This is a genomic window from Kluyvera genomosp. 2 (assembly GCF_036759865.1).
GTDB classification, from domain to species: domain Bacteria; phylum Pseudomonadota; class Gammaproteobacteria; order Enterobacterales; family Enterobacteriaceae; genus Kluyvera; species Kluyvera ascorbata_B.
Genome location: NZ_JAPKIA010000019.1, coordinates 18,631 through 30,748 on the forward strand (window position 1 = coordinate 18,631; position 12,118 = coordinate 30,748).

Genomic DNA, 12,118 nt, shown 5'->3' on the forward strand with positions numbered 1-12,118 from the left:
GGGTTAATAAATTCTTAAAAGGATAAATAAAATGAAAAAAGCACTCAGCTTATTAATCGCTGCGGGTGGGCTATGGGCCAATTTCAGCTTTGCGGATAATCCGGCGGAAGTCCGCGTTGCCTATAGCGGTGGTTCCCAGGTATTAATGCTGGCAAAAGCCGACGGCTCTTTAGATAAAGCGTTAAACAGCAAAGTGAAATGGGTGCAATTTGCCTCAGGCGCCGATGCATTAAATTATTTCGCCAGTAATGCTATTGATATTGCTAATTTTGGTTCGAGCCCGGCAACCGCCGGTATCGTACGTAAATTGCCGGTGGAGATTATTGGCGTGTCCGGCGTGATTGCCAGCTATGAACGGCTGATTGGTAAAGAAGGCATCACGAGTATCAAGGATATTGAAGGTAAACGCGTGGCTTATCCACCAAATTCCACGGCGCAATATGCGCTGGAAGCCGCTATCAGCGTGAACAAATTAGACCGCAGCAAAATTACGCTACTGCCGCTGCGCCCGGCGGAAATGGTCGCGGCATGGAAACGCGGTGATATTGATGCGGGCTACGTCTGGGCGCCGTTTGCTCAGGAGCTGGAAACGTCCGGCGGCCATCAGGTGTTTGCCACCAAAGACCTGCAGAAAGATGGCTATCTGATTTACAACAACTACGTCGTGCGCAAAGCCTTTGCCGAACAGTATCCGCAGGCGGTAAGCGCGTTCCTGCGAGTGCATCAGCAGAAGGTTGATGAATTCAAAAAAGATCCGGAGCGCGCGGCGGCTATTGTGGCAAAAGAGGTGGGGGCACCGGTAACCACCGCAGCGAACACGCTGGGCGGCCTGGAATACCCGACGCTGGTGCAGCAGGGCACCGCCGACTGGCTGGGTAATGGTACTCAAACCACCAACAGCGGCATCGGTAAAGCGTTGACCAAAACATCACACTTCCTCGCGGGTATTGGTGAACTGCGCCAGCGCGATATTCCGGCAAACTGGGATAGCGCCATTAACTCCCGCTACATTCGCGATGCAGCGGTGGCGGCGCAATGAGATTAAGTCAGCACATCGCCATCAGCGTGCTATCGGTGGCGGTCTTTTTTACCCTTTGGCAGGTGGCGGCCATGCGGCAGTGGGTTGACCCACTGCTGTTGCCTTCGCTCACTGATATTGGGTTGACCACGGAAGAGCTACTGGCGGATGGCTACCGCCAGGTGCCGCTGTGGGAGCATGTCGCCGTGAGTTTAGCGCGCGCGCTGAGCGCTTTTGCGGCAGCTATTATTATTGGTATTCCGCTCGGGCTGCTGATGGGGCTGTCAGAAGGGCTCTCGGCCGTACTGAATCCGTTCGTTCAGTTCCTGCGCCCGCTGCCGAAGATAGCCCTTATCCCGCTGGCGGTCGTCTGGCTGGGGATCGGTGAGTCGTCGAAATTTTTCCTGATTTTTATCGCCACGTTTTTGAGCGTCGTCGTGGGCGCTGCGGCCGCGGTAGAGAGAATCGGGCGTGCGCGCATTCGCGTGGCCCAAACGCTGGGCGCATCTCGTCAGCAAATTTTCCTGCGCGTGGTGATGCCGGACGCGTTACCGGACCTCTTTACCACCGTCAGGCTCTCTATTGGTATCGGCTGGACATCGCTTATCGCGGCTGAAATGGTGGCCGCCAGCTCCGGTCTGGGCTGGATGGTGATCAACGCCAGCGCCTATCTGCGAACCGATATTGTGATGCTGGGTATTCTGCTGCTGGGCGGCATTGGTTATCTCCTGGATCTGCTGCTTCTCGGGCTGCAGCGTCTCTTTGTACCCTGGGCGGGGAAAGAATAATGAGCGCGATTACGCTGGAAAACGTTTCACTGACCTTTGCGGCAAAGCCGCAGCCGTTTACGGTGCTGGAAGATATTAATCTTTCCCTCAATCAGGGGGAGTTTGTGGTGCTGCTGGGGCCATCTGGCTGCGGAAAATCGACCATTCTCAACCTGGTCGCGGGATTTAATAAACCGGATCGCGGGCGCGTGGCGGCCGGCGGGAAAACGGTGCGCCAGCCCGGCCCCGATCGCGGGATGATTTTCCAGCAGCCGAATCTGTTTCCGTGGCTATCGGTGCTGGAGAACGTCACCTTTGGTCCACGACTGGGTAAACACCTCAAAGAGGAAACCAACGCCGAGGCGCAAACGTGGCTTGAACGGGTAGGCTTAAAAGGCTTTGAGCATCACGCGCCCTGGCAGCTTTCCGGAGGCATGAAGCAGCGCGTCGCCCTGGCGCGAGCCTGGCTACCGGGCCCGGAAGTGCTGCTGCTGGATGAGCCTTTTGGCGCGCTGGACGCGCAGACGCGTTTGATGATGCAGGAGCTGCTGCGCGAAGCCTGGCTCTCTACCGGCACTACGTTGCTCTTTGTGACGCACGACGTGGAAGAGGCGCTGTTCCTGGCCGATCGCATTCTTATCATGTCGGCAAAACCGGGCAGGATCGTCGAAGAGATCGTGCTGCCATTTGGGCGTGAACGGGACATTGAAACGCTGGCGGAACACCCGCAGTACAGCGATATTAAACATCGGGTTCTGCATCGGGTGAGGCAGGAGGCGAAGCGTCATTTGGGTTAATTGCCCGTGGGGGGCGGACAAAAGTCGATTTGAACGCTTTGTCGGTTATAATAGGCGCAAGTGACCTCGATTCACGGCCTAATTAACCCGGCGCACACCGCCACAAACGAGTATGTTCAATGAGTGAAATGATTTACGGCATCCACGCAGTGCAGGCACTGCTGGAGCGCGCGCCTGAACGTTTTCAGGAAGTGTTTATTCTGAAAGGCCGCGACGATAAGCGTCTGATGCCGCTGATCCATGCGCTGGAAGCGCAGGGCGTGGTGATCCAACTGGCGAACCGTCAGTACCTCGATGAGAAAAGCGAAGGTGCCGTGCACCAGGGGATCATTGCGCGCGTTAAGCCGGGGCGTCAGTATCAGGAAAACGATCTGCCGGATCTGCTTGCTTCGCTCGACAACCCGTTCCTGCTGATTCTTGATGGCGTGACCGACCCGCATAACCTGGGCGCCTGCCTGCGTAGCGCCGATGCGGCGGGCGTGCACGCGGTTATCGTGCCGAAAGATCGCTCTGCCCAACTTAACGCTACGGCGAAAAAAGTCGCCTGCGGCGCGGCGGAAAGCGTCCCGCTGATCCGCGTGACCAACCTGGCGCGCACCATGCGTATGCTGCAGGAAGAGAACGTCTGGATTGTCGGTACTGCCGGTGAAGCCACGCATACCCTGTACCAAAGTAAAATGACCGGCTCCATGGCGCTGGTGATGGGGGCGGAAGGTGAAGGCATGCGTCGTCTGACTCGCGAACACTGCGATGAGCTGATCAGCATTCCGATGGCGGGCACCGTGTCGTCGCTGAACGTCTCCGTAGCAACCGGCATCTGCCTGTTTGAAGCGGTACGTCAGCGCAGCTAACCGCCTGATGGCGCTACGCTTATCAGGCCTACAAATCCTGTAGCCCGGCCAAGCGAAGCGCCGCCGGGTTCTGCGTCAAACCACGCTCTGTATGACCTAAGCCACCCTTTCGGGTGGCTTTTTTATTGTGCATCTCCCCCGACCGTCCATACTTAAAAGGTTGCCCATTGACGGAGGGAGACACAATGAACTGGCAAACACATACCGTTTTTAATCAACCTATTCCCTTAAATAACAGTAACCTGTTTTTATCTGACGTTGCGCTACGTGATGCGGTGACCCGCTATGATGCTGGTTGGGACAGCGAGCTGCTGGCGAGCATCGGCCAACAGCTTGGCACCGCCGAATCGCTGGAGCTCGGCAGGCTCGCCAACGCTCATCCCCCTGAACTCTTACGCTATGATCCGCAGGGCCAGCGGCTGGACGATGTGCGCTTTCATCCCGCCTGGCATCTGCTGATGCAGGGGCTGTGTGCGAACCGCGTGCATAACCTTCCCTGGGACGTGGAGGCACGCAGCGGCGCATTTGTGGCGCGCGCCGCACGCTTTATGCTCCATGCGCAGGTGGAATCCGGGTCACTGTGCCCGATTACGATGACCTTTGCCGCGACGCCGCTGTTGCTCCAGGCGCTGCCGACGGCGTTTGCCGAATGGCGAACGGCATTATTGAGCGATCGCTACGATCCGCATCAGCAGCCAGGCGTGCAGAAACGCGGGCTGTTGATTGGCATGGGCATGACCGAAAAGCAGGGCGGTTCCGATGTGTTGAGCAACAGTACGCGCGCGGAGCGTCTTGCCGAGGGAAACTACCAGCTTACCGGACATAAGTGGTTTTTCTCGGTACCGCAAAGCGATGCTCATCTGGTGCTGGCACAGGCTCGCGGTGGGCTGACCTGCTTCTTCGTCCCGCGCTTTCTGCCCGATGGCTCGCGCAACGCCATTCGTCTTGAGCGTTTAAAAGATAAGCTCGGCAATCGCGCGAACGCCAGCAGCGAAGCGGAGTTTCAGCAGGCGTTGGGCTGGGCGGTTGGTGAAGAGGGCGACGGTATTCGCCAGATCCTGAAAATGGGCGGTCTGACGCGTTTTGACTGTGCGTTGGGCAGCCATAGTCTGATGCGCCGCGCGTTTTCGGTGGCGCTATATCACGCTTTCCAGCGTCAGGCGTTTGGCCATAATCTGGTTGACCTGCCGCTCATGCGTCAGGTGCTGGGCCGAATGGCCCTTCAGCTGGAAGGGCAGACGGCGTTTATGTTCCGCCTCGCCAGCGCCTGGGGCCAGCCGAACGTGCCGCAGGAGGCGCTGTGGGCGCGGCTGTTTACGCCTGCCGCGAAGTTCGCCATTTGTAAGGCGGGGATTCCGTTTGTCGCTGAGGCCATGGAGGTGCTCGGGGGTGTAGGTTACTGTGAAGAGAGCGAGCTGCCGCGGCTGTACCGTGAGATGCCGGTGAACAGTATCTGGGAAGGCTCCGGTAATATTATGTGCCTCGATGTGCTGCGCGTACTGATGAAGCGGCCGGATGCCGTCGCGCTGCTGGCCGCCGAGTGTGCAGACGTGAAAGGCCAGGACCGTCATTTCGACCGCCACTGGCGTCAGCTTCAGCAGCGGCTACGTCGGCCTGGTGAAGCGCAGGGCCGGGAAATCACCGGTCAGCTTTATCTGCTGGGCGTGGGAGCACAAATGCTGCGCTATGCGTCTCCACCGCTGGCTCAGGCCTGGTGTCGAATGATGCTCGATCCGCGCGGCGGGGTGCTGCTGCATGAACAGGTGATAAGCGAAGTATTACATCGGGCAACGGGCGGGGGAAGGTAAACCATTGGGGGAGTGGAAGAGGCGTGACACAATAACGCATCTTCCACTATAGGCTGGTCTCAGGCATAGATAATCGCCTGTGCACGCCAGTTATCCGGCTGGGGTTCTTCGTACATCTGAACAATGCGATACCAGGATGCGCCCTGTTCATCCGCTTTGCGGGCGATCACCTGTTCGACGTCTTCCAGGCTTCCGGTCACGTTGTTCACCGAAATCAGCCCGATCTCATTGAGCCCGGTGACACAATCTGCGCTGGCGAATTCTGCTGATTGCGCCGCAGCAGCGTGCGAAACGCCCGGCAAAAGCAGGGTAGATAAGGTAAGTGATTGTTTCATCGTCAGCTCCATTTCACATAACCCAGTAGGGCAGTCCATAGCAGACGCATATCCTGTTTTTCGATAGCGGCGTCATTGTGCATCAGGGAAACGTGAAACGGTGCAAACCAATGTAAAACTGCTCAAGGTTACTTACGGTAGAGGATGGCCTGGGAGTACCACTGCCCCGGCACGACGGTATCGTCTATCATCACGATCACGTAGTAATCCGCTTTCTGCGCGGCGACTTTCGCCTTAATCGTCTCTTCAACGTCCATCGGCGAGCCGTAGACCAGTGCGCTAACCGTGCCCATGCGCTGCAAACCTTCCGTCTGGTTGCGGCGAATTTCCTGCGGGTGGTCGGTGACCGGAGGCGGCGCTTCAGGCGAGCCTTCCAGTAAACTACAACCGCTCAGCAAGAGCGCCAGCAACAGTGGGATTAACCGTTTTATCGCCATTTCCCGTTTCCTGATAGCCATAGTGTAGTGGGGAAAAATTTCCCTTTTGGGTTAATGTTCCTGATTTGTTAACCATAGCGCTATTTTCGAATGAAAATATCACGAAACCGTAACCGGGTTCTCAATGTTATCAATCAGGGGTATTGTCGTCATATTAGTGCATCAATTTTCGTATCATATCTCATCATCGTTAAAGGAAGCCCTATGATTGAACTGGAAACGCGCACCCTGGCCGGGCAACAAATTCTGCATGCTTACCCTAAGGGATGTGCAGAAAAAGCGTTGCCTACCATCGTGTTTTATCACGGTTTTACGTCCTCTAACGTGGTGTATAGCTATTTTGCCGTCGCCCTGGCACAGGCGGGTTTTCGGGTGGTCATGCCCAACGCGGCCGAGCACGGCGAGCGTTTTAACGGCGATAGCGCGGGGCGTTTGCAGCGTTTCTGGCAGATTTTGCTGCAGAATTTTAACGAGTTCTCCCCACTGCGTGATGCGCTGCTGACCAGCGGACTGGTCAGCGAGGGGCGTCTGGCGGTCGCCGGGGCGTCAATGGGCGGTATGACCGCATTGGGGCTGATGGCGCAGCATCCCGAGTTAAAATGCGTGGCCAGCCTGATGGGCTCGGGCTATTTTACGTCGTTGGCAACCACGCTCTTCCCCGCGCCGGAGGCACAGCAGGCACGCCTGCAGCCGCTGCTGGCGAAATGGGAGGTGGGTCACCAACTGGCGGCTCTTGCCGACCGTCCGTTGCTGCTGTGGCACGGCGAAGAGGATGATGTGGTTCCCGCCGGGGAAACCTTCCGCCTTCAACAGGCGCTGCGCGAGGCCGGGCTGGATGCGCGATTAACCTGCCTTTGGCAGGCCGGCGTGCGGCATCGTATTACCCCCGAGGCGCTGGACGGTGCAGTGGCGTTTTTCCGCGAGCGGCTTTAAACGCGAATCACCTGAACGCCCTGATCCTCAAGCTTTTTGAGGATCAGGGCGTCAGCCTGCTTACCGGTAATCAGCAGATCGATCTCCTCGGCGCGGCTGAACAGCATGCCCGCGCGCTCGCCAACCTTACTGCTGTCAACCAGTACCGCCAGCTTGCCGACCACGTTCAACATTTTCTGCTCTGCCATCGCCGTCAGCATATCGGTTTTATAAAGCCCTTCTGCCGTCAGCCCCTTGCCGCTGGTGAACATCCAGTGCCCGGCATAGAGGCTGTTCTCGCTGCCCTGCGGGCTGAGCGTAATGGCGTGGCTGCGATTATATTGCCCGCCCATAATAATGACGCTGTCGTGCTCTTTGTCGATGAGGTAATTCGCCAGCGGCAGATAGTTAGTAATGATCTGTACCGGTTTGCCGCAGATCTCCTGGCCGACCAGAAAGGCGGTCGATCCGCAGTTGATCACCACGCTTTCGCCCGGCATAACCAGCTGAGCAGCCGCTTTGGCAATACGTACCTTCTCGTCGTGATTCTGCGCCTGGTGAATGTTCATCGGCGACCAACGCGGTGCCTGCTGGCTGATGGCTTCGGCGCCGTTGCGCACTTTCTTCAGCTTGCCGCTTTCATCCAGCTTATTGATGTCCCTGCGTGCCGTCGCGGGTGAGATCCCCAGACGGGAAATCACCTGCTCTACTGTAACAAAGCCCGCTTGTGCCAGCAGTTCCAGTAGAATCTGATGTCTTTGCGCTTCCGTCATGAGCTAATCCGAAAAAAAATGATGAGTAAAGATGATATTTGAAATGTCGCTAAAATACTAAAACTATTGTCTGGGTGGCGGATAACGGCGTCTCACCGTGGCGGGAGACGCCGGGAAGTCACTGCGCTAATTACAGGAACGATTTGAACGGCAGGTCTGGTTCAAGGGTAAAACAGTCGTCAAAGCCGCGCGGGTAGTGGTATTCAAAGTTGTCTTTATCCAGCGGCCAGGTGAATTTGCCGCCAACCTGCCAGATGAAAGGTTTGAACCCGTACTTCAGGCGATCTTTCTTCATTTCCCATAGCACCCGAATTTCCTGCGGGTCGGCCTGGAAGTTTGACCAGATATCGTGGTGGAAGGGGATGACGACTTTGGTGTTCAGCGCTTCACCCATACGCAGAATATCGGCGCTGGTCATTTTATCGGTAATGCCGCGCGGGTTCTCGCCGTAGGAGCCCAGCGCGACGTCAATCTGATGCTCGTTGCCGTGTTTTGCGTAGTAGTTGGAGTAGTGGGAGTCGCCGCTGTGATAAAGCGTACCGCCCGGCGTTTTAAACAGATAGTTCACCGCGCGGGCGTCCATGCCGTCCGGCAGCACGCCTGCGGCTTTTTGATCTGCCGGCAGCGTGATCAGCGCGGTGCGGTCAAAGGCGTCAAGCGCATGAATTTCAATGTCTTTCACTTTCACCACGTCGCCCGGTTTGACCACGATGCAGCGCTCTTTTGGCACGCCCCAGCCGATCCACAGGTCAACGCAGGTTTGTGGGCCGATAAACGGCACGTCGCTGGCGCAGTTCTGCATGACGGCGGCGGCAACGTTCACGTCGATATGATCGTTATGGTCATGCGTGGCCAACACGGCATCAATCTGGCGAATAGCAAAAGGATCCAGCACAAAAGGCGTGGTGCGAAGGTTGGGCTGTAATTTTTTGACCCCTGCCATGCGCTGCATCTGGTGGCCCTGTTTCATCAATGGGTTACCATGACTTTGTTTCCCGGTGCCGCACCAGAAATCGACGCAGATATTGGCACTGCCTTCTGATTTCAGCCAGATTCCGGTACAGCCCAGCCACCACATGGCAAAGGTGCCTGGTGCGACCTGTTCTTGCTCAATTTCTTCATTCAGCCAGCTTCCCCACTCCGGAAACGTGCTCAGGATCCAGGATTCTCGCGAGATGGTCTCTACTTTGCTCATCGTGTTTTCCTCTTGAATATGTCATTTGTGATCATTTGGTGATTTATTGTGATTGATAATCTCACCGTTTTTTCACGATTGCAATGGGGTGTTTTCAGCGGAAGAGACGTTTTACCACCGCCAGCCTGACTATAGAAACTGGCTTTAATCTATGTTTTTTATCTATTTAATTGATTTGAATTGATTATTTTTAACGGTATTCGATGGATCTCTATTCCATTGTAACCGTAGGTTTATTATTGCGGCGTGCATCACACTTAATCAAATTAAATCTTGTTGTGATTATTTTTGATTATTAGAGTGTGTGTCACCCGGCTGAACAGGGCTGTTGGTTCAGCTCCCTCATTTACTGGAGAGCGTTATGGAGATCCTCTACAACATCTTTACCGTCTTTTTTAATCAGGTGATGACCAACGCCCCGCTGCTGCTGGGTATCGTGACCTGCATCGGCTACATCCTGCTGCGTAAAAGCGTGAGCGTGATAATCAAAGGCACCATCAAAACGATCATCGGCTTTATGCTCTTACAGGCGGGGTCCGGCATCCTGACCAGTACGTTCAAACCCGTTGTGGCGAAAATGTCCGAGGTTTACGGGATCAATGGCGCCATTTCTGATACCTACGCTTCAATGATGGCGACTATCGAGCGCATGGGCGACGCCTATAGCTGGGTTGGGTACGCGGTGCTGTTGGCGCTGGCGCTCAATATCTGTTACGTGCTGCTGCGGCGCATCACCGGCATTCGCACCATCATGCTTACCGGCCATATTATGTTCCAGCAGGCAGGTCTGATTGCGGTGTTCTTCTATATCTGTGGATATTCCATGTGGACCACCATTATTTGCACTTCGGTGCTGGTGTCGCTCTACTGGGGCATTACGTCCAACATGATGTATAAGCCGACGCAGGAAGTGACGGATGGCTGCGGCTTCTCCATTGGTCACCAGCAGCAGTTCGCCTCGTGGCTTGCCTATAAAGTCGCGCCATATCTGGGCAAGAAAGAGGAAAGCGTTGAAGATCTCAAGCTGCCTGGCTGGCTGAATATCTTCCATGACAACATCGTCTCCACGGCGATTGTGATGACCCTCTTTTTTGGCGCGATCCTGCTCTCCTTCGGCATTGATGTGGTTCAGGCCATGGCGGGGAAAACCCACTGGACGGTCTATATCCTGCAAACCGGTTTCTCGTTCGCGGTGGCGATCTTCATCATCACTCAGGGCGTGCGCATGTTTGTGGCGGAACTGTCCGAAGCGTTTAACGGTATTTCCCAGCGCCTGATCCCCGGTGCGGTGCTGGCTATCGACTGTGCGGCTATCTATAGCTTCGCGCCGAACGCGGTGGTGTGGGGCTTTATGTGGGGCACTATCGGCCAGCTGATTGCCGTGGCAATTCTGGTGGGCTGCGGCTCCTCTATTCTGATTATTCCCGGTTTTATCCCGATGTTCTTCTCCAACGCCACCATCGGCGTGTTTGCCAACCACTTTGGCGGCTGGCGCGCTGCGCTCAAGATTTGCCTGGTGATGGGGATGATTGAAATCTTCGGCTGCGTCTGGGCGGTGAAGCTGACCGGCATGAGCGCCTGGATGGGCATGGCTGACTGGTCAATTCTGGCGCCGCCGATGATGCAAGGCTTCGCCTCCGTCGGCATCGTGTTTATGGCCGTCATTATTGTGATTGCACTGGCTTATATGGTCTTCGCCGGACGCGCGCTGCGCGCTGAGGAAGATGCTGAAAAACAACTGGCAGACGCCTCTGCTTAATAAGGAGTTTTGACTATGACCGTACGTATTCTGGCCGTATGTGGTAACGGGCAAGGCAGTTCCATGATTATGAAGATGAAAGTAGATCAGTTCCTGACGCAGTCCAACATTGACCATACGGTTAACAGCTGCGCGGTAGGGGAGTACAAAAGCGAGCTGGCCGGGGCCGATATCATTATCGCCTCTACCCATATTGCCGGTGAAATTACCGTGTCGGGCAATAAATACGTGGTTGGCGTGCGCAACATGCTGTCGCCTGCTGACTTTGGTCCGAAGCTGTTAGACGTGATCAAAGAACATTTTCCGCAGGACGTGAAGTAAGGACGCGCCATGAAATTACGCGATTCGTTGGCGGATAACGACGCCATTCTTTTACAGGCCGACGCGGCAACCTGGCAGGAAGCGGTCAAGCTGGGCGTTGACCTTCTGGTTAAGGCCGATGTTGTTGAGCCGCGCTATTACCAGGCCATTCTTGATGGCGTGGCCCAGCATGGACCCTACTTTGTGATTGCGCCGGGCCTGGCAATGCCGCACGGCCGCCCGGAAGAGGGGGTGAAGAAAACCGGTTTTGCGCTGGTCACGCTAAAAACGCCGCTGGTGTTTAACCACGAAGATAACGATCCGGTCGATATCCTGATCACCATGGCGGCGGTCGACGCCAATACGCACCAGGAAGTGGGCATCATGCAGATCGTCAATCTGTTTGATGACGAAGCTAATTTTGACCGCTTACGCGCCTGCCGCACCGCGCAGGAAGTGCTCGATTTAATTGATAACGCCAACGCGGCGGCCGTTTAAAAGGAAGAGTGAAATGTCATTACCGATGTTGCAGGTTGCGCTGGATAACCAATCAATGGCTTCAGCTTATGAAACAACGCGTTTGATTGCCGATGAAGTGGATATTATTGAAGTCGGCACCATCCTGTGCGTGGCGGAAGGGGTGCGTGCGGTTCGCGACCTCAAGGCGCTGTACCCAAACAAAATCGTGCTGGCGGACGCCAAAATTGCCGACGCGGGCAAAATTCTCTCTCGGATGTGCTTTGAAGCGAATGCCGATTGGATAACGGTGATCTGCTGTGCGGATATCAACACCGCGAAAGGCGCGCTGGATGTGGCGAAGGAATTCAACGGTGACGTGCAGATTGAGCTGACCGGCTTCTGGACCTGGGAGCAGGCGGCAGAGTGGCGCGCGGCGGGTATCGGGCAGGTGGTGTATCACCGCAGCCGTGATGCGCAGGCGGCTGGCGTGGCGTGGAGTGAGGCGGATATCAGCGCCATCAAACGCCTGGCGGATATGGGCTTTAAAGTCACCGTCACCGGTGGACTGGCGCTGGAAGATTTACCGCTGTTTAAAGGCATTCCTATCCACGTCTTTATCGCCGGGCGCAGCATCCGCGATGCCGCCTCACCGGTGGAGGCCGCGCGCCAGTTTAAACGCTCCATCGCCCAGCTTTGGGGCTAAGGAG

14 protein-coding genes are annotated in these 12,118 nt (G+C 55.9%); 10 read left to right on the plus strand and 4 right to left on the minus strand.

Going from position 1 to position 12,118, the window contains the following annotated elements:
* The first annotated feature begins 31 nt into the window (after window positions 1-31).
* From V6942_RS19025 to V6942_RS19045, 5 genes are all read left to right on the plus strand, one after another.
* On the plus strand, window positions 32-1,039 hold the full coding sequence (locus V6942_RS19025) for a glycine betaine ABC transporter substrate-binding protein (protein WP_182929598.1): 1,008 nt from the start codon (window positions 32-34) through the stop codon (window positions 1,037-1,039).
* Window positions 1,036-1,806, plus strand: coding sequence for an ABC transporter permease (locus V6942_RS19030; RefSeq protein WP_182929597.1), 771 nt, complete (start codon window positions 1,036-1,038; stop codon window positions 1,804-1,806). The genes V6942_RS19025 and V6942_RS19030 overlap by 4 nt, the downstream gene beginning before the upstream one ends.
* On the plus strand, window positions 1,806-2,582 hold the full coding sequence (locus tag V6942_RS19035) for an ABC transporter ATP-binding protein (RefSeq protein ID WP_106927469.1): 777 nt from the start codon (window positions 1,806-1,808) through the stop codon (window positions 2,580-2,582). The genes V6942_RS19030 and V6942_RS19035 overlap by 1 nt, the downstream gene beginning before the upstream one ends.
* Before the next feature lie 119 nt (window positions 2,583-2,701).
* The gene (gene rlmB, locus V6942_RS19040) at window positions 2,702-3,433 is read left to right on the plus strand and encodes a 23S rRNA (guanosine(2251)-2'-O)-methyltransferase RlmB (protein WP_106927471.1); all 732 of its coding nucleotides are present in this window, start codon (window positions 2,702-2,704) and stop codon (window positions 3,431-3,433) included.
* A 185-nt stretch (window positions 3,434-3,618) separates the two neighbouring features.
* Window positions 3,619-5,241, plus strand: coding sequence for an isovaleryl-CoA dehydrogenase (locus V6942_RS19045; RefSeq protein ID WP_333501668.1), 1,623 nt, complete (start codon window positions 3,619-3,621; stop codon window positions 5,239-5,241).
* 59 nt (window positions 5,242-5,300) lie between these two features.
* Here the strand turns inward: V6942_RS19045 and yjfN are convergent, their stop codons facing one another.
* Both yjfN and bsmA read right to left on the minus strand, forming a co-directional pair.
* Window positions 5,301-5,576, minus strand: coding sequence for a DUF1471 family protease activator YjfN (gene yjfN / locus V6942_RS19050; RefSeq protein WP_219906268.1), 276 nt, complete (start codon window positions 5,574-5,576; stop codon window positions 5,301-5,303).
* 128 nt (window positions 5,577-5,704) lie between these two features.
* Window positions 5,705-6,013 carry a biofilm peroxide resistance protein BsmA gene (gene bsmA / locus V6942_RS19055; protein WP_219906269.1) on the minus strand — a complete coding sequence of 103 codons (309 nt, stop codon included), beginning with the start codon at window positions 6,011-6,013 and terminating at the stop codon, window positions 5,705-5,707.
* A 204-nt stretch (window positions 6,014-6,217) separates the two neighbouring features.
* Between bsmA and yjfP the strand changes: the two genes are divergently transcribed.
* Entirely contained in the window at window positions 6,218-6,946 is a 729-nt protein-coding gene (gene yjfP / locus V6942_RS19060; protein ID WP_182929594.1) for an esterase, read from the plus strand.
* Here yjfP and ulaR read toward each other — a convergent pair.
* Both ulaR and ulaG read right to left on the minus strand, forming a co-directional pair.
* Entirely contained in the window at window positions 6,943-7,698 is a 756-nt protein-coding gene (gene ulaR / locus V6942_RS19065; RefSeq protein WP_106927481.1) for an HTH-type transcriptional regulator UlaR, read from the minus strand. The genes yjfP and ulaR overlap by 4 nt on opposite strands.
* A gap of 130 nt (window positions 7,699-7,828) precedes the next feature.
* Window positions 7,829-8,893, minus strand: a complete 1,065-nt coding sequence (ulaG, locus tag V6942_RS19070) for an L-ascorbate 6-phosphate lactonase (protein ID WP_182929592.1) — start codon at window positions 8,891-8,893, stop codon at window positions 7,829-7,831.
* Between the two features lie 361 nt (window positions 8,894-9,254).
* On the opposite strand from ulaG, the gene ulaA reads away from it, so the two are divergent.
* From ulaA to V6942_RS19090, 4 genes are read left to right on the plus strand one after another with little or no spacing between them, the layout of a single operon-like run.
* Complete coding sequence (ulaA, locus tag V6942_RS19075; RefSeq protein ID WP_181358010.1) at window positions 9,255-10,652, plus strand: PTS ascorbate transporter subunit IIC; 1,398 nt, start codon at window positions 9,255-9,257, stop codon at window positions 10,650-10,652.
* A 15-nt stretch (window positions 10,653-10,667) separates the two neighbouring features.
* On the plus strand, window positions 10,668-10,973 hold the full coding sequence (ulaB, locus tag V6942_RS19080; protein WP_106927487.1) for a PTS ascorbate transporter subunit IIB: 306 nt from the start codon (window positions 10,668-10,670) through the stop codon (window positions 10,971-10,973).
* A gap of 9 nt (window positions 10,974-10,982) precedes the next feature.
* Window positions 10,983-11,450, plus strand: coding sequence for a PTS ascorbate transporter subunit IIA (ulaC, locus tag V6942_RS19085; RefSeq protein WP_106927489.1), 468 nt, complete (start codon window positions 10,983-10,985; stop codon window positions 11,448-11,450).
* A 13-nt stretch (window positions 11,451-11,463) separates the two neighbouring features.
* Window positions 11,464-12,114, plus strand: coding sequence for a 3-keto-L-gulonate-6-phosphate decarboxylase UlaD (locus tag V6942_RS19090; protein WP_106927491.1), 651 nt, complete (start codon window positions 11,464-11,466; stop codon window positions 12,112-12,114).
* The last annotated feature ends 4 nt before the right edge of the window (window positions 12,115-12,118 follow it).